Here is an 18,057-nt window from a genome sequence, read left to right as displayed (position 1 = left end):
GCATTGACAGTGATCCTAGCGCTTCACGCACTGTCGGACCGGGCGTCGAGACCACGGTACGGACGGCCGTCAGGCATACGACGCACGTACCCGGCATCTAGGAGCAAACGACCAACTGCCCGTCAGCTTTTTGGTCAGTTCTTCCTCGACATCGCGTAAAGGCGCCATGCCGGACGCGGACACGGCGGTCGATGCTCGACGCAGAGGCGAGCTTCGGTCACCGGCGTGAGGAGTTGTGCGTGCGTACCCAAGAACGACATCCGACGGCGCCCCTGGAGACCCCGATCCTGATCGTGGGGGCGGGACCGGTGGGCGCGGTGCTCGCCCTGGAACTGGCCCACCACCAGGTCCCGTGCGTGCTCGTCGAGCGCGCCACGACACCGTCGCGACACCCCAAGATGGACTACGTCAGCGGGCGCAGCATGGAGTTGCTGCACCGGCTCGGCCTGGCCGACGAACTCCGCCGACGCGGGGTGCCGGCCGAGTACCGGGCAAACTTCCTCTGGTCACGCGGCTTCGACGAGCCGCCGGTGCAGATCTGGGACCATCCCTCGGTCACCGAACTGACCGACCGCTTCGCGCGGGTGAACGACGGTTCCGCGCCCGTCCAGGCGTACCAGCGGGTGCAGGGCTCGTTACTGGAGCAGTTCGTACGCGACCAGGCCCGTGCCCACCCACTGGTCGACCTGTGGGAGGGCTGGTCCCTCACCGACCTGGAGCAGACGCCGGACGGGGTGAGCGCGACCGTTGTCGAACCGGCCACCGGCACCACCCGACTCGTCCGGGCGCGCTACCTCGCCGGCTGCGACGGGGCGAACAGCAGCGTCCGCCGGTTGCTGGCCATCCCGCTCGGTGAGTCCGGCCCGAAGACCCGGCACTGCTCGGTCTACTTCCGCAGCGCGGACCCGGCGCTGCGCCGGCACGGCCGGGCGTTCGTCACGATCGCGGCCCGCGGCCTGACCCTGGTGTCGCGCGACGAACGGGACACCTGGACGGCCAGCCTGCTGCTCACCGGTGGCGCCGCCGAGGACGCGGCGGTCGACGCCGACCCGATGGCGCTCGTACGGGAACGACTCGGCGTCGACTTCGCGGTGGAGGAGGTACGCAGCGTCGCCCGGTGGGACGGCACGCTCGCGGTCGCCGACTCGTACCGGAACGGGTCCGCCTTCCTGGTCGGCGACGCCGCGCACGTCTTCTATCCGACCGGCGGTTTCGGCGCGAACACCGGACTGGCCGACGCGGTGGACCTGGGCTGGAAGCTGTCGGCCCTGGTCAACGGCTGGGGTGGGGCCGGGCTGCTGGAGAGCTACGAACGGGAGCGACGCCCGGTCGCGTCGTTCAACGCGGAGATGTGCGCCAACCTGATGGAGGTCTGGCGGCGGTTCGGGCGGCTGGTCCGCGCCGGTGCGTCCCGCGAACACGTCGCCGGTTTCCTCGGCCGGGAGAGCTTCCAGGCCGACAACGTCGGCATCCACTTCGGATACCGCTACGGCGACTCGCCGGTCGTCTGGCACGAGGACGGCCCGGCGCCGGAGTGGCAGTGGCGTGCCATCGTGCCGAGCACCTGGCCCGGCGGGCGCGCACCTTCGGTCCGGCTCGCTGACGGCACGAGCGTCTTCGACCGTCTCGGCCCGGACTACACCCTGGTCGACCTGTCCCGGGCGGGCACCGGGGAGATCCTGGCCAAGGAGGCCGGTCGGCGGGGGGTGCCGGTGGCGTACCTGCGGGTCGACGATCCGACGGCCCGCACCGCCTGGGACCGGGACCTGGTGCTGGTCCGCCCGGATCACCACGTGGCGTGGCGCGGGGACGCCGCGCCGGACGACTGGGGAGCGGTCGTCGACCGGGTCTCCGGTCGCTGACCGTTCCGTGAGAGCAGAGCCGGCGCGCCCATCCGGGTGCGCCCTTCCCGGAGTTCCAGGTTAGGGGCATTGACCATGGCACGTCGTCTGTTCACCTCCGAATCCGTCACCGAGGGTCACCCGGACAAGATCGCCGATCAGATCAGCGACGGGATCCTGGACGCGCTCCTGGGTCAGGATCCGGACAGCCGGGTCGCGGTGGAGACACTGATCACCACCGGTCAGGTACACGTCGCGGGCGAGGTCACCACCAAGGCGTACGCGGACATTCCGACGATCGTCCGGGAGACAATTCTCGACATCGGCTACGACTCCTCGAAAAAGGGATTTGACGGGGCGTCCTGCGGCGTCAATGTGTCGATCGGTGCGCAGTCGCCGGACATCGCCCAGGGCGTCGACAGCGCGATCGAGGCGCGCGAGGGTACGCCGGAAAGCGCGCTCGACGGGCAGGGTGCGGGCGACCAGGGAATGATGTTCGGGTTCGCCTGCGCGGAGACGCCGGAACTGATGCCGTTGCCGATCGCCCTGGCGCACCGGCTGGCGCGCCGGCTGGCGACCGTACGCAAGGACGGGACGATCCCGTACCTGCGGCCGGACGGCAAGACCCAGGTGACGATCGAGTACGACGGCCTGCGCCCGGTGCGGCTGGACACGGTGGTCGTCTCCAGCCAGCACGCGGCCGCCATCTCGCTGACCGAACTGCTGACCCCGGACGTACGACAGCAGGTGATCGCGCCGGAGTTGGAGGCGCTGGGGCTGGAGATCGACGGGTACCGGCTGCTGGTGAACCCGACAGGGCGGTTCGAGGTCGGCGGGCCGATGGGTGACGCGGGGCTGACCGGACGCAAGATCATCGTTGACACGTACGGCGGTTACGCGCGGCACGGTGGAGGCGCCTTCTCCGGCAAGGACCCGTCCAAGGTCGACCGCTCCGCCGCGTACGCGATGCGGTGGGTGGCGAAGAACGTCGTCGCCGCCGGGCTGGCCGAGCGGTGCGAGACGCAGGTGGCGTACGCGATCGGCAAGGCCCGCCCGGTGAGCCTGTTCGTGGAGACGTTCGGCACCGAGACCGTGCCGGTGGAGCGGATCAGAAGGGCCATCGACGAGGTCTTCGACCTGCGGCCGGCGGCGATCATCCGGGACCTCGACCTGCTGCGTCCGATCTATCGTCAGACCGCCGCCTACGGCCACTTCGGCCGCGACCTGCCGGGCTTGACCTGGGAGAACACCGACCGGGCCGCCGATCTCAAGTCCGCCGTCTAGCCTTCCTTCGACTCTGAGGAGCTTTCATGACCAGTACTCTCCCGGCGCCTTCCGGTGGTGCGTCGACCCAGAGCCGGCCCACGACTGTCGCTGGCGGCGACTTCAAGGTGGCGGATCTGTCGCTTGCCGAGTTCGGTCGTAAGGAGATCGAGCTGGCGGAACATGAGATGCCGGGCTTGATGTCGTTGCGTCGTGAGTATGCGGCGGCGCAGCCGTTGGCGGGTGCGCGGATCACGGGTTCGTTGCACATGACGATCCAGACCGCGGTCCTGATCGAGACGTTGACGTCGCTCGGTGCGCAGGTGCGGTGGGCGTCGTGCAACATTTTCTCCACGCAGGACCACGCCGCCGCGGCGATCGTGGTGGGGCCGGAGGGCACTGTCGACGCCCCCGCCGGTGTTCCGGTGTACGCCTGGAAGGGCGAGTCGCTGGAGGAGTACTGGTGGTGCACCGAGCAGGTGTTGTTGTGGCCGGATGGTCAGGGTCCGAACATGATCCTCGACGATGGTGGTGACGCGACGCTGTTGGTGCACCGGGGTGCGCAGTTCGAGGCGGCGGGTGCGGTTCCTGCGGTGGAGTCGGCTGATTCGGAGGAGTACGCGGTCATCCTGGGTGTGTTGCACCGGTCTTTGGCTGAGGACAACCAGCGGTGGACGCGGGTCGCGGCGGGGATCAAGGGGGTTACCGAGGAGACCACGACGGGTGTGCACCGGTTGTATGAGATGCAGCAGGCGGGGACGCTGCTGTTCCCGGCGATCAACGTGAACGATTCGGTGACGAAGAGCAAGTTCGACAACAAGTACGGGTGTCGGCACTCGTTGATCGATGGGATCAACCGGGCCACGGATGTGTTGATCGGTGGCAAGGTCGCGGTCGTGCTTGGTTACGGGGATGTGGGTAAGGGTTGCGCGGAGTCGTTGCGTGGTCAGGGTGCTCGGGTGATCATCACCGAGGTTGATCCGATCTGCGCGTTGCAGGCGGCGATGGATGGTTACCAGGTCGCGACGCTGGATGATGTGGTCGGCACGGCGGACATCTTCGTGACCGCGACGGGTTGTTTTGATGTGATCACGAACGAGCACATGGCGCGGATGAAGCACCAGGCGATCGTGGGGAACATCGGTCATTTCGACAACGAGATCGACATGGCGGGGTTGGCGAAGCGGTCGGATGTGCGGCGGGTGAACATCAAGCCGCAGGTTGATGTGTGGAAGTTCGATGACGGGCACTCGATCATCGTGTTGTCCGAGGGTCGGTTGCTGAACCTGGGTAACGCGACCGGGCATCCGAGTTTCGTGATGTCGAACTCGTTCGCGAACCAGACGATCGCGCAGGTCGAGTTGTTCACGAAGACTGAGGATTACCCGGTCGGGGTGTATGTGTTGCCGAAGCATCTGGATGAGAAGGTCGCCCGGTTGCACCTCGGGGCGCTCGGCGCGAAGCTGACCGAGCTGACCAAGGAACAGGCCGCGTATCTCGGCATTCCGGTCGAGGGCCCGTTCAAGCCGGAGCACTACCGCTACTGAACAGCCAACAGTGGAAGTTCCACGGAGCACAGCGGGCGAAGCATCATGAGGGTGACCGAAATGGTCACTCCACCCATTCTTCGCCGCCCGACTCCGGCCTGATCAAAAAGTTGACAGACGGGTCTGCTGCGGTGACCTTCATCTATGGTCGAGCATGCACGCCCTTCACTGTTGCCTGCTCGGCGCAGCTCATGAATGTCCGATATTGAGAGGTCGCCGCAGTCGGTACGACCGACTGCGGCATTCTTCCTCGCATGGGGGTACATCGTGGCTCTGCCCAGGTTACGAGGCCGGGATTCCGAATGGGAACGGGTCCTCAGCCTGCTTGATCGACCCGACACACCCAGGTCGATCCTTTTGTTGGAGGGATGCCGAGGCACCGGGAAAAGCCGCTTCCTACAGGAGATCACCCGAGCCGCCCAGCAACGGAGCTTCACCGTCTTCGAACAGCGGGCGTTGGTACTACCGACCGAATCCGGGCTCGTCGGGCCCACCCACGCGGCCAACGTACCCCGCGAACCGGACGGTCTGCCACGTCCCGAGAAACCCCCCGTCCACGCCCCCGGCAGCCGGCAACTGAGGGGGCGGCTCACCGAGCAACTGGACGCGCGGATCGAGGAACACAGCGCGCTCGGCCCGGTACTCGTGGCCATCGACGATGCACACCACGCCGACCCGGCCTGGCTGCCCGTACTCTCCACCCTGACTCCCCCGGTCTCGGACCATCCGCTGGTCTGGGCGCTGACCCGCCAGGCCGGCCAGGGCGGACCACACATCGACCGGCTGTTCGGCACGCACCACGCCCGGGTCACCCGGATCGAGCTCGGCCCGCTCGGTGATCCGGTCGTCGACGAACTGGTGACCGACCTGGTCGGGGCGAAGGCGGCCCCGGACCTGCTCGGCCTGGTCGCGACCGCGGGCGGAAACCCGCTGCTGATACGGGAACTGGTCCAGGGACTGGTCGAGGAACAGAAGATCCAGATCGACCGGGGTACGGCCCGACTGCTCTCCCGTACGCTGCCGCAGCGAATGCACTCCCTGGTGCAGGACCAGTTGCGCGCCCTGTCGGTGAAGTCCCGCCAACTGCTCCAGGTGGCCGCCGCGCTGGGCAAGTGCTTCGCGGTGCAGCACGTGGCGGAGATGCTGCACGAGACCACCGCGACCCTGCTCCCCGCACTGGAGGAGACCCTCTCCGCCGGACTGCTGGTCGGTCACTCGGAACGGCTGACCTTCAGCCACGAGATCGTCTGGCAGGCGGTGACCGAGTCGATGCCGCAGTCCGTACGCGTACCGCTCTGCCACGAGGCGGCCCGGATCCTGAGCGGCACCGGACCCGACCACGGCGGCCGGGAAAACAGACCGGGGGTACGGGCGGACCGGTCCGCGGACCTGGCCCCGGCCGGATCGGCGCGCACATCCGGGGCGGACGAGGCGATCGGGCCGCCCCGGGTCCTCAGCGCGATCGACAACGAGGTCGCCTCGGGCAAGCTCGCCGTGGCCACCACCCTCGCCCAGAACGCGCTGACCCGGCCGATGTCGCCACTGCACGCCGTGGAGCTGCGATGTCGCCTCGCCCACATCATGATCATGAGCGGTCGGTCACGACCGGCGGTGGAACTCGCCGAACAGGCGCTGGCGGAGCGGAGGCTGCCAGACACCCTGCGGGCGGAGGCATCGGCGGCACGGGTGCTGGCACTCTCGCTACACGACGAGGACCAGGCCCGACGCGAGGCCGAGACGATCCTCGCCGACCCGCACACACGCGCCGGCGACCCCTCGGTGGCGATCGCCGGCATGGTCCTGTCCAACGTGCTGTGGAAGGACGGCGAACTGGCCGAGAGCCTGCGCCTGGCTCGGGAGGCGGTCGTCAACCTGCGTACCACCACACCCTCGACCTGGCGGACCCACGTCACCCTGGCCCTGGCCCGCAAGCTCTCCAACCGGCACGAGATCGCCGCCGCGGACGTGGTCATCCAGGAGAGCCGCCCGACCATGGACCCCTCGGACCTCGCCCTGCACACCGCGGCACCGGCGATCGCCCGCGCCCGCCTGCTGGCCCAGGCCGGGCGGCTCTCCGAGTCACGGGTGCAGGCCCGGTCGGCCCTGGCGGTCGCCCAGGAGTCCGGCGCCCACCTGCTGGTGCCGCTCGCCCTCTCCGCACTGGCGATGGTGGCGCTGCGCACCGGGGACCTGCTCACCGCCGCCGAATACGTACGCCGCTGCCGGGTCAACCTCGCCACCGGCAACACACCACTCTGGTCCGCCCAGTACGACTGGGTGGAACTGCTGCTCGCCGCCGAGCAGGACGGCCCCCGCCGCGCGATGGACCTGCTGGAGAACCACCACTCCGGTCTGCCGACCCGGCGGCTGCTCTTCATCGAGGAGCCCGGTGCCGCCGCCTGGCTGGTCCGGCTGGCGCTCACCGTGGGCGATGCCGGACTGGCCCGCACCGTGCTCCGGACGGCGGAGGAGCTGGCGACGCGGAACCCGGACTTCCCGACCGTGGTGGTGGGCGCGAAACACGCCCGGGGCCTGCTCGACGGCGACGCCGGGGCACTGGCCAACGCCGCGTCGGAGCACCTCGAACCGTGGGCCGCCGCATGGGCCGCGGAGGACCTCGGCGTACACATCCTCGGCGCCGGTGTCGGCGGCACCGAACCGGCGGTGGCGAAGCTGGGCCGCGCACTCAAGGGATTCGAGCACATCGGCGCCGAACGGGACGCCGCCCGGGTCAGGAACCGGCTGCGTGCGCTGGGCGTACGCCGCCAGCGTCTGGCCACACCGAAAACCGCGGCGCTCGGTTGGAGCAGTCTCAACGACATGGAACGGACCATCGCCCACCTGGTCAGCCAGGGTCTGACCAACCGGCAGATAGCAAAACGGATCTTCCTGTCCCCGCACACGGTGAACTACCACCTGCGCCAGACGTTCCGGAAGCTCGACATCCGGTCCCGGATGGAGCTGGCCCGGCTCACCCAGGAACACCTGCCCCAGTCGGACCCGCTCGCCCCCCAGTCGGATCCGCTCGCCGGATGAGCGTCACGGCCAGCGGCGACTGACAACAGCCCGGAGCGGTCGGGACGACCGTGCCCCCGAAGCACTGTCGCCTTCGGGGGCACGGCCCGGGTCACGCCGGGAGCGGTCAGGAGGAGGTCTCCAACTCCGCCGCCCCGAGCGACGCCAACAGCTCATGGGTCGAGGTCACCGCCGCACACCGCCGGGCGGCGTAGCTGAGCCCTTCCAGATGCTCTTGCCGGCTGAAGTCGGCGACCGCGTCGGCGACCAGGAACGGCTGGATGTCGAGCGTGAACGCGTCGCACGCGGTGGCCAGGCACCCGACGTGGGCGTAGACCCCGCAGATGACGAGCTGGTCCCGCCCGGACTGGCGGAAGAGCTGCTGTAGCGCGGTCCGGTGGAAGGCGCTGTACCGCCACTTGGTGAGGACCACGTCCCGCTCGCCCGGAGCGATCTCGTCGACGATCCGCTTACCGGCGGCGTCGGCACTCATGCCGGGACCCCAGAAGTCGTTCAGCAGGCCGCGTTCCGCCACGGTCATCGCGCCCGGCTGGGCGGTGTAGACGACCGGCATACCGGCCCGGAGCGCGGACAGCCGGAGCTGGCGGATGTTCTCCACCAGGCTGGTGACCGGTTCACCGGGCGGGAAGAAGTCCACGAAATACCGCTGCATGTCGTGGATGAGCAGGACCGCCCGGTCCGGATCCGCCCGCCAGGCCACCTGGTTGCGGGGCAGCTCGGCCGGTGCCGGCATCGGGTAGGCAGTGATGACGGGGATACCCATGGTCTTTTCCCTCTCTGAGGTGGCGGGCCGGCTCCGGTCAGGCCCGCAGCGCGGCGCCGCCGTCGACGTACAGGTCCTGCATGGTGATGTGGCGGGCCCGGTCAGACACCAGGAACACGACCGCGTCCGCGATGTCGGCCGGCTCGGCCAGCCGCCGCAGCGGGATGCCGACCCGGAAGGTCGCCGGGGAACCGTCGATGACGGCCTGCGCGCCGTCCGTGTCCCCCCACATCGAACGCTGCATCTCGGTGTACGTGGACCCGGGCGCGACCACGTTGCACCGGACGTTGTACTCGGCCAGTTCCAGCCCCAGGCACTTCGTGAACATGGTGGACGCCGCCTTCGACGACGCGTACGCCGACATGTGCATCCGGGGTACGCCCGCGGCGTTCGAACTGACCGTGATGATCGAGCCGCCACCGTGCTCCACCATGAGCCGCGACACCGCCCGGCAGAAGTGGAAGACACCTGTGGTGTTGACCGCGAAGACCGTCTCCCAGTCGTCCTCGGAGAGATCCACTACGGGCCCGGTACGCAGCACCCCCGCCACGTTGACCAGGATGCTGACCGGCCCCATCTCCTGCTCGACCCGTTTGGCCACCATCTCGACCCCGGAGGCGTCCCGGACGTCGACACAGTAGGGCCGGACCGGCAGACCGGACCGGGCGAACTCGGCGACGAGCCGGTCGAGCCCGTCCTCGTTGACGTCGACGACGGCGACCCGGGCCCCGCCCTCGACCAGTGCCCGCGCCACCGCGGCGCCGATGCCCTGCGCCGCCCCCGTGACGATGGCGACCCGGTTCATGAGTTCCATGTCGGTTTTCCCTTCCCCCCTTGTGATGACCAGGCGACCGACCGGTACGACCAACCGCCTGGTCGGTACGACCTACTGCCGTACGGCGAGCGCGGCGTCGTAGCCGAAGAGCCACCGGGAGCTGTCCAGACTCCAGGACTCGCGCATGTTGCGATCGCGATCGCGCTGTTGCTCGCCGTCGGCGAAGTGATGGTTGCGGGCGTTCTCCCGGATGGTCCGGTGGACCACGTCGATCCGGGGTCGGCGTACCCGCTCGTAGTGCGCCAGCGCGGCCGGTATGTCCCTGATACCGGTCGACAGGCAGGCCGCCAGGGCGACCGCGTCCTCGATGGCCTGGTTGGCCCCCTGCGCACCGAACGGCAGCATCGGATGGGCGGCGTCCCCCACGATCGTGATCCGCCCGCTGCTCCACCGCTCGACGGTGTCGCGGTCGTGCAGCGCCCAACGGGTCACCGAGTCGGCCGCGGTGAGCAGGCCCCACACGTTGTCGTGCCAGCCGGTGTACCCGGCGACCAGGTCCTCCACCCGCCCCTGCGCGGTCCACGACTCGTCCCGCCACTCGCCGGCCGGACTGGTCGCCACGAAGCTGACCAGGCTGCCGCCAGCGATCGGGTAGGAGACACAGTGCTGACCGGGGCCGAGCCAGATGAGCACCTTCGGCTCCCGGGCGAGGTGCGGCAGCCGTTGCGCCGGCGCCACGCCTCGGTACACGGTGTGTCCGGAGAAGCGCGGCTGGTCGTCGATCAGCTCCTGCCGTACCACGGAATGGATGCCGTCGGCGCCGACGACCGCGTCGACCGTCGTCGACGTGCCGTCGGCGAAGCGCAGTTCGACCCCGTCCGGCAGTTCCCGGACCCCGACGCAGCGCAGCCCCAGCCGGACGGTGCCGGCGGGCAGCAGCTCCAGCAGGCCCTGGTGCAGGTCGGCCCGGTGGACGCAGTAGTACGGGGCGCCGTACATCTGCTCGCACTCGTCGCCGAGGTTGGTCCGGCCGATCAGGGCGTCGCTGTCCCAGCGACGCATCTCGATCGCGGCCGGCCGCACCGCCACCGCCTCCAGGTTCTCCCCGAGCCCCAGTTCGCGCAGGGGCCGTACGGCATTCGGCGAGAGCTGGATGCCGGCGCCCAGTTCCCGCAGTTGCCGGGTCTGTTCGAACACCTCGCACCGGATTCCGGCGCGGAGCAGAGCGGCGGCGACGGTCAGCCCCGCGATGCCGGCGCCCACGACGGCGATGCGCATTTCGTCGGTACCCATTCGATCCTCACAACAGATCACGGCCGGCGCGGACCCCGGCATCCGGTGGTCACGGTCAGTAGTAGAGCAGCGCCCGGTCCCAGTCCTCCGCCGGTCCGAACAGGCTGCGCGGCTTGATCACGTCGGGAATCGCGGTGAGCACACCGTGCGGTACGAGGGTGCCCGGCGAGACGCCGGTGACCTCGCCGTGGATTCCGTAGGTGGCCTGGATGGCCGAGGCGAGCGCGGAGCAGGCCGCCTCCCGTGCCTCGTCCCGCACCTCGATCTGTACGCGTAGCCGGTCCGGCTCGGCGCGACCGCGCCAGAACATCACCCCGTACTCGATCGGCAACTCGAAGACGAGGTCCTCCAGCACGTTCTGGGTCACCTTCGCCCCGCCGACCGGGTAGCCGAAGGCGGCCCGGCCGAGCACCCGTACCGACGGCAGGTGCCAGCCGCAGGCGCAGTCGTCGTACGAGATCTCGACGTTGTCGGCGAGGTTGTAGCGGAGCAGCGGCATCGCCTGCCGGTAGAGCGGCGTGACCACGAGCTCACCACTGCCGTCGCGGCTGACCTGCCCGGTCTCCGGGTCGTACACCTCGAAGATCGCCCGGTCCGCCCAGAGGTGCATGCGCCCCTGCGGGCATTCGCCGGCCAGGCTGCCGGTCTCGGTGGAGCCGTACTCCTCGACCACCGGCACGCCCCAGATCTCGCTGATCCGCCGCCGGCGGGCGGGACTGAGCGGCTCGCCTCCGACGAAGAGCGCCCGCAGGGCGGGGAAGTCGACGTCCGGCCGGTAGCCGGCCGCCCTGGCCGCCGCCGCCCAGATCAGGGTCTCGGTCGGCATCGACCAGGTCAGCGTCACCGGCAGGTCGTGCAGGACCCGCAGGACCCGGGCGTACGGCATGGCCAGGGAACGGTTGTCGCCCGGTACGACCGTGGCGCCCTTGGACCGGGCGGCGGCCTGCGCCAGGTGACCGGTGATCATCAGCGCGTACGGGGTGCGGACCAGGAACGTGTCGTCGGCGGTGATCCCGATCCACTTGCGGGCGTACCGCTCGGCGAGGTCGACCCAGTCGTCCTCGGTGTAGTAGGAGGGTGTCGGCTGGCCGGCCGTGCCGCTGGACTCGTGGTAGGTGGCGAGTTCCCGGCGCGCGACGGCGAGCAGCCCGAACGGGTAGTTGTCGCGCAGGTCCTGCTTGGTGGTGAGCGGCACCGAGGCGAGGTCGGCCCGCCCGGTCGGGAACGCCGAGCCGAGCCGGGCCCGGTAGAAGGGCGACCGGGCGGCCCATTCCAGCAACCTCGGTAGTTGCCCGTCCTGGAGTCTGGTCAGCTCGTCCAGGCTCTGCCACTGCCCGAGCTGCGGCAGCGGCGCCAAGGTCTGTGTCATCGGATCTCCTCTCCGAGCAGTCGGTACGCGTTACGCCAGGCGACCTTCTCCATCGAGTCCTGGTCGAGGTCGAGCGCCCGCAGCTTGGCCAGTTCGACCTCGGGATGCTGGAGCGGGTGCTCGGTGCCGAAGAGGACCCGGTCGGCGCCGAGCCGGTCCAGTGCGATGCGAACGGTGAGCATGAAGGCACCGGAGGTTTCGACGACGACGTTGTCGTTCGGCGCGACCCGGGCGATGGCGTCCGTGTCGATGCCGATGAAGCCGCAGTGCCCGAGCACGAAGGTGACCTCCGGGAACTTCTCCGCCAGGGTCCGCAGGTCCGGCGCCCGGACGCCGTACCGGCCGAGGGTGACGAGGTAGACCGGGTGGCCGTACTCCGCCGCCACCTCGACCAGTGCCGTCGTACGCCGGTCGGTCAGCGGTACGCCGTGCACCGCCGGGGAGATCTCCAGCCCCCGGTACCCGGCCGCATGCCTGCGGTAGTCGTCCGGGTCGCGGTGCGGGTTGCCGAAGAAGAACGGCAGCAGCCGCCCGGCCGAACCCTGGCAGGCGGCCAGGACGGCACGGTTGTCCGCGTCGGTTTCCACGTGTCCGCCTTGAACGATCTGCCGGGAGAGCTGGTCGAGGTCGAGCACCCCGCCGGCCGACACCGCGGCCCGTTCGATGCCGGCGCTGTCCATCGCGGCCAGCAGCCGGTCCACCGCCCCCGGCGCGGGGCCGAGGCGGGCGTGGAAGTCGAAGAAACGTGTCATGAGGGGCAACCGCTCACTGCTCGTGGCAGAACTCGTCGATCGGGTAGCCGACGTGCCGGTCCTTGGTCGGCAGGTATCCGAGCACCTTGTCCCCGGGCTTGAGCTCGGTGGAGTTGAGCACCGCGGCACCCGGGCCGAGGACCCGTACGTGCCAGTCGTCCTGGAGGATGAGGTTGACCGTCTGCCCGTTCGGCGCGACCGCGTCGATGGAGAGCAGCGGCCGGGACTCGATCTTGACACGGCCCACCGTGACCAGCCGGGTCTTGCCCTTGGTGTCCACCGCCAGCACCTTGCTGCCCGCCTGCAGCTCGCTCAGGTAGCTGGTCCGCTCGTTCGAGGCGAGGGTGTACGACATGATGGCGCCGGCGTTGACCCGGAAGGGCCGGGTCGGCATGTACGGCAGCGGATGCGTCTCGCTGACGCAGAGGATCATGCCCTTGGAGTGCGAGCCGACCAGGATGCCCTCGTCCTCGCGGAAGTAGGTGCAGGTGTCGACGCAGGCCCGCTCGCCCATGCCGACGTGGGCGGTCGCGGTCACCTCCAGCTCGACCAGTTCGAGGTCGCCGGGGTGGACCTGGGCCGCCGCCTTCAGCTTGGTCGCGTCACCGACCGCCCGGGGGGCCATCATCACGCCGTCCGAACCGAGCTCCAGTACGCCGAAGATGATCTCGGCCTCTTCCACGTCGCCGGCGATGGTGATGATGCTGCCGCCCGCGTCGGCGGCGGCCGCGATCACGATCTCCAGCGGGATCTTCGTGGGGTCACGGAAGAGCAGCAGGCTCCAGCGTTCGGTCCGGGCCGCCTGACAGGCCAGCTCCAGCGTGTCCGCGTCGACGATCTCGACGAACCGGCCGAACTCGATGTCGGGGTGGAGCTTGGCCAGTTCGGCCGGTTCGCCGTGGACGAGCGGGTCGACGATCACGATGTCGGCCCGGCCGAACTCCTCCGGCAACGCCCGCCCCTGCGGGAAGAGCACCTTGGTCACGGTCGGGGGGAGCGAGGCGAGGCTCTCCGGGTCCGCCGCGACGATGGCGTCGACCCGCTGGTGGACCGCCTCCTCCACCACCGCACCGGTCAACGCGCCCGTACCACGGATGTCCAGCCAGCACAGCTTCATCTCAGTTCTCCTGCTTCCTCGGAATGGATCGGCTTTCGGCTCTTCTGCGGGTGGAACTAGCTGCCGGCGACGGCCAGCGGCTGCGAGCTGCGTACGAGTGCGGCCTCGAAGGTGCAGTGGATGAGGTCCGAGATCTTGCGCGCCATCGCGCCGGGGTCCGGCGCCTGGAAGACGTTGCGGCCCATGGCCACCCCGGAGGAGCCGCCGCAGAGCGCGTCCTCCACGTAGGAGAGGACGGCACTCTCGCTGTCCGGCGCACCACCGGCGACCAGGATCGGGATCGGGCAGCCCCGGGCGACGTCGGACATCTCCGCGACCGAGCCGACGTACATCGTCTTGACGATGTCTGCGCCGAGGTCGGCGGCGAGGGTCACCGCGTGCGCGACCAGCTCGGGATCACGCGAGTTGCTGACCATGGGGCCGCGCGGGTACATCATCGCGAGCAACGGCATGTTCCAGCGGTCGCAGGCGTCGGACACGGCCGCCAGGTCGGCGATCTGCCGCATCTCGTCCCGGGAGCCCAGGTTGACGTGCACGCTCACCGCGTCCGCACCGAGTCGCAGCGCCTCCTCCACGCTCGCGACCAGGTACTTCGCGTCCGGGTCGGGTGCGTGCACCGTGCTGGCGGAGAGGTGCACGATGAGCGAGGTGCTGGCGAACCAGCGCGGGTCGATGTACCGCAGGCTGCCCTTGTGCAGCACCACCGCGTCCACCCCGTTGTCGGCCAGCTGGCCGATCAGCTCGTTCAGCGGACTCGCCCGGGCGATCGGCCCGTCGGTCACCGAGTGGTCCAGCGGGACGACGAAGAGCCGCTGGTCGCCGTGCCGGTAGAGGCGGCGGATCCGGACCTCGCGGGCGAAGGAGTTGTTGACCGACATCACCGGTTCTCGCTTTCGACGTAGGTCGTGGAGGGTTCGTCAGCGCCCCGGCCGGGCTGGTCGAGCCCGAACTCGCGGTGCGCGATGTGCACCGCGTCCAGCAGACGGTGGCGGGGCACGGTGACCGAGGTACGCAGCTGTGAGGTGGAGATCCAGCTGGTGAAGATGCCGGCCGCGGAGAGGGCGGCGAGCAGCCGGGCGGTGTACTCGGGTCGGTTGAGCAGGCCCATGCCGACCAGCGACAGCTTGCCGACGTTCTCCTCCACCGCCACCGAGCCGCCGAGCGCCGCGAGGGCCCGGTCCAGTTCCGGCAGGAGCGCCGGCACGTGGTGTTCGGCGACGGTGAAGCCCATCCGGAACTCGTCCTCGTACGGCCCGGACCGGGCCACCAGGTCCACCGGAATGGTCAGCCGGGCGAAGACGGCGAGTACGTCCGAGGCGAGGTCCTTGCGCGAGCCCCGGGAGTGGACCAGCACCCGGGCCACATCCGGGTCGTGGGCGACCGCCACCACCACGCCCCGTGTCTCGAGCACTTTCATGTCGCCTCCTCCTGAGATCACGGTTCCGTCGTCGGCGGCGAACGTGCCGCGTACGTGCAGCACGAGCCGTTCCATGGCGGCCAGTTCGACCGCACGCGGGTGCAGCACCTTCGCCCCCGCGAACGCCATCTCGGCCATCACCGCGAGGTCGACCGAGGCCAACCTCCGCGACCCGGGGAGCACCCGGGGGTCGGCGGTGTAGATCCCGTCGACGTCGGTGTAGATCTCGCACTGCCCGGCCCGCAGTTCGGCCGCCACGGCCACGGCCGTCGTGTCCGACCCGCCCCGGCCCAGCGTGACGATGTCGCCGACGCTGTTGACCCCCTGGAAGCCGGCCACCACGACCACGTTCCCCTGGTCCAGCAGCCGCACCATCCGGTCCGTCGCCACGGCGGTGATGACGCCCGAGCCGTACCGCCCGGTGGCCAGCACCCCGGACTGCGGACCGGCCAGGGAGACCGCCGGTACGCCGAGCCGGTGCAGCGCGATCGCCAGCAGCGCCGCCGAGGCACACTCGCCCGAGGCCATCAACTGGTCGAGCTCACGCTCCGGACGTCGGGGATCTGTCTCGTCCGCAAGCCGGATCAGCTCGTCGGTGGCGTTGCCCCGGGCCGAGACCACCACGACGACCGAACGACCGGTGGCGTGTGCCGCGGCAACCCGGCGGGCAACGTGGTGGACCCGTTCGAGCGTCGCCAGGGAGCTGCCCCCGTATTTCTGCACCAGGATCTCCACACTGCACCACCCCCGACATTCCCCGTATTCGCAGTGCTCCATTACGGACCGATTCGCACCCTCGGACGGTGATTGATTCGGATCCAATTCACCGTTCCCCGGTCGCTACACCAGGCTAGGCACAAAGGTTCTTTCGATCCCACTACTCACATGGGTAGTGGCCGGTACCCGTCGTCATCGACGGCATTCGAACTGTGCTGGCAGATATGCGACAGCAAGTAATGACAACCTTTGTCCAGGGACGGCGCTGACCACCCGCCACCTCGACGAAGTGAATTCCCGGATACTGGACCTGTACCGTTTCGACAATTATCTGGTAGCGGGCGGCGGCTATAGTCCGCCGCAGCAACCTCGTGCTCACGACGTGGTCGTCACACACTGATGGGACCGGCCGGGTGGCGCGCCGGACATCACGCCTTCACGTGATGTCCGGCGCGCACCGCGTACTCAGATGATCGGTCGGTGGCCCGGATCGCGTACCGCACCGGATTCGAGCAGCTCGACGAAGCCGGTCGGCGACAGCAGGAACACCAGCCGCGCCGGGGTGTCCCCGGTCGCCCGGTAGCCGTGCGGAACCCCACGCGGGACCAGCACGAAGTCGCCCGCCCGAGCCCGGAAGGCCCGGTCCCGCTCGACCATCTCCAGCTCCCCGGCCAGCACCTGGAACGCCTCGTCGGTGGCCGGATGTACGTGCATCGGCGAGCCCCCGCCCACCGGCACGGACATCTCCATGAACGGTACGAGCCCGCCCAGTTCCCGGCCGTCCCACCGCGGCGGGTGGCCCCCACGACCCACACCGCCCGGCTCGGTGCCGCCATCCGGCACCCACAGCACCGCCCGGGTTGCCGCCCGGATCTGGATTGATTCCCGTCCCTCTCCCACAGTCCCCCCAAATCGTGGGCGCCGAGCGGATCAAGAACCGCGGAGGCCGGTCGCCCATAGAAGGGTGACCGCTGCACCACGGCTTTGGCGTCACCCGTTCGCGCGATCACGCCGACCGTTGTCCACCGGTGACACGGGCGGCCGACGGCCGATCCGGAAGCCGGCCACCCGCCCCGGACCAGCGGGAATCCCGAAAGCACGTGATGCCGGGCGGGCCGGTCGACCATGAAGATTGATGTCAATACCAGGCAAACGCACCGACGCACCGACCGGAAGCCGGAACCGGGCCCCACCAGTGCCGGGCCCGCAGCCGGACGGCGCCGACGTCATGACGGACCAGCAGCGCATGGCCCGATGCCACGCCACCGGCCAGCAGGGCATGGCCCGATCACCCAGGAGAGAAGCGGATGACCATCACGTCCAGCCCGACCGATCACATCGCCATCGATCAGCAAGCCCAGGACCTGCTGTTCCGCGAAGCGCGGTCGGCCAACACGTTCACCGACGAGCCGGTCGGCGACGATCAGGTGCAGGCGATCTACGACCTGGTCAAGTGGGCGCCCACCTCCTACAACCAGCAGCCGCTGCGGGTGGTGCTGGTCCGCACGCCCGAGGCCCGCGAACGGCTGGTGTCGCTGATGTACGACAGCAACCAGGCCAAGACCAGGAGTGCTCCGCTGACCGCGATCATGGCGGCCGACTGCGACTTCCACGAGAACCTGCCCAGCCAGTTCCCGATCTTCCCGCAGGCCAAGGACGTCTTCTTCGCCGACCCGGCGGTACGCGAGGAGTCGGCCCGGCTGAACGCGACCCTCCAGGTCGCGTACTTCATCCTCGGCGTACGCGCCGCTGGGCTGGCCGCCGGTCCGATGAGCGGATTCGACAGCCAGGCCGTGGACCGCGAGTTCTTCCCCGACGGCAAGAGCAAGACCCTGTGCGTGATCAACATCGGCCGTCCCGGCGAGAACGCGTGGTGGGACCGGCTGCCCCGACTGCCGCACACCGACGTGTTCAGCACCGTCTGATCGGACCACCGTTCCGACCGAACGTGGAATTGCCCCGGCGGGTGTCTGCCGGGGCAATTCCACGCTTCGGTATTCCGCTGGCATTTCCTCCATACAGCCCGATCGCACGGGCGAGTAGTGGCACGACCGCTCATGTGAGTAGTTGTCCCTACCTGACACGTCGTGCCACGCTCGAAGTGCTGATGCGAGGGCCTACCCGCCCGGCAGCCATCGACGCGTCAACGCACGGTCGACTCACATGC

14 protein-coding genes are annotated in these 18,057 nt (G+C 69.4%); 5 read left to right on the top strand and 9 right to left on the bottom strand.

All coding sequences use genetic code 11. The features are described 5' to 3' along the window. Positions 1–239 precede the first annotated feature (239 nt). From BDK92_RS23630 to BDK92_RS23615, 4 genes are all read left to right on the top strand, one after another. Positions 240–1,862 (top strand): FAD-dependent monooxygenase, encoded by a 1,623-nt coding sequence (locus BDK92_RS23630; protein WP_211349347.1) that lies wholly within the window; start codon positions 240–242, stop codon positions 1,860–1,862. Between the two features lie 75 nt (positions 1,863–1,937). Beyond that, on the top strand, positions 1,938–3,125 hold the full coding sequence (metK, locus tag BDK92_RS23625) for a methionine adenosyltransferase (protein WP_121158667.1): 1,188 nt from the start codon (positions 1,938–1,940) through the stop codon (positions 3,123–3,125). Between the two features lie 26 nt (positions 3,126–3,151). Then, positions 3,152–4,651 (top strand): adenosylhomocysteinase, encoded by a 1,500-nt coding sequence (ahcY, locus tag BDK92_RS23620; RefSeq protein WP_121158666.1) that lies wholly within the window; start codon positions 3,152–3,154, stop codon positions 4,649–4,651. Between the two features lie 195 nt (positions 4,652–4,846). Beyond that, on the top strand, positions 4,847–7,687 hold the full coding sequence (locus BDK92_RS23615) for an ATP-binding protein (protein WP_121158665.1): 2,841 nt from the start codon (positions 4,847–4,849) through the stop codon (positions 7,685–7,687). Positions 7,688–7,793: 106 nt separating this feature from the next. Here BDK92_RS23615 and BDK92_RS23610 read toward each other — a convergent pair whose 3' ends face one another. The 9 genes from BDK92_RS23610 to BDK92_RS39140 form a co-directional block, all read right to left on the bottom strand. Further along, on the bottom strand, positions 7,794–8,450 hold the full coding sequence (locus BDK92_RS23610) for an isochorismatase family protein (protein ID WP_121158664.1): 657 nt from the start codon (positions 8,448–8,450) through the stop codon (positions 7,794–7,796). Positions 8,451–8,487: 37 nt separating this feature from the next. Further along, positions 8,488–9,264 carry a 2,3-dihydro-2,3-dihydroxybenzoate dehydrogenase gene (locus tag BDK92_RS23605; protein ID WP_121158663.1) on the bottom strand — a complete coding sequence of 259 codons (777 nt, stop codon included), beginning with the start codon at positions 9,262–9,264 and terminating at the stop codon, positions 8,488–8,490. 72 nt (positions 9,265–9,336) lie between these two features. Beyond that, entirely contained in the window at positions 9,337–10,518 is a 1,182-nt protein-coding gene (locus BDK92_RS23600) for an FAD-dependent monooxygenase (protein WP_121158662.1), read from the bottom strand. Between the two features lie 55 nt (positions 10,519–10,573). Beyond that, entirely contained in the window at positions 10,574–11,887 is a 1,314-nt protein-coding gene (locus BDK92_RS23595) for a phenylacetate--CoA ligase family protein (protein WP_121158661.1), read from the bottom strand. Continuing rightward, positions 11,884–12,639 (bottom strand): amidohydrolase family protein, encoded by a 756-nt coding sequence (locus tag BDK92_RS23590; protein WP_121158660.1) that lies wholly within the window; start codon positions 12,637–12,639, stop codon positions 11,884–11,886. The genes BDK92_RS23595 and BDK92_RS23590 overlap by 4 nt, the downstream gene beginning before the upstream one ends. A 13-nt stretch (positions 12,640–12,652) precedes the next feature. Next, a complete protein-coding gene (locus tag BDK92_RS23585; RefSeq protein ID WP_121158659.1) occupies positions 12,653–13,756 on the bottom strand; it encodes a 3-dehydroquinate synthase II in 1,104 nt (367 codons plus the stop codon). A gap of 56 nt (positions 13,757–13,812) precedes the next feature. Continuing rightward, positions 13,813–14,634, bottom strand: a complete 822-nt coding sequence (locus BDK92_RS23580; protein WP_211349346.1) for a 2-amino-3,7-dideoxy-D-threo-hept-6-ulosonate synthase — start codon at positions 14,632–14,634, stop codon at positions 13,813–13,815. Next, on the bottom strand, positions 14,634–15,896 hold the full coding sequence (locus BDK92_RS23575) for an aspartate kinase (RefSeq protein ID WP_246017212.1): 1,263 nt from the start codon (positions 15,894–15,896) through the stop codon (positions 14,634–14,636). The genes BDK92_RS23580 and BDK92_RS23575 overlap by 1 nt, the downstream gene beginning before the upstream one ends. A gap of 459 nt (positions 15,897–16,355) precedes the next feature. Beyond that, on the bottom strand, positions 16,356–16,634 hold the full coding sequence (locus BDK92_RS39140; RefSeq protein ID WP_170208663.1) for a cupin domain-containing protein: 279 nt from the start codon (positions 16,632–16,634) through the stop codon (positions 16,356–16,358). Between the two features lie 563 nt (positions 16,635–17,197). Here BDK92_RS39140 and BDK92_RS23565 point away from each other — a divergent pair. After that, positions 17,198–17,815 (top strand): malonic semialdehyde reductase, encoded by a 618-nt coding sequence (locus BDK92_RS23565; RefSeq protein ID WP_121158656.1) that lies wholly within the window; start codon positions 17,198–17,200, stop codon positions 17,813–17,815. Positions 17,816–18,057: the final 242 nt, after the last annotated feature.

This window comes from Micromonospora pisi, from assembly GCF_003633685.1.
Classification (GTDB): Bacteria; Actinomycetota; Actinomycetes; order Mycobacteriales; family Micromonosporaceae; genus Micromonospora_G; species Micromonospora_G pisi.
This window is presented reverse-complemented; position numbering and strand designations above follow the sequence as displayed.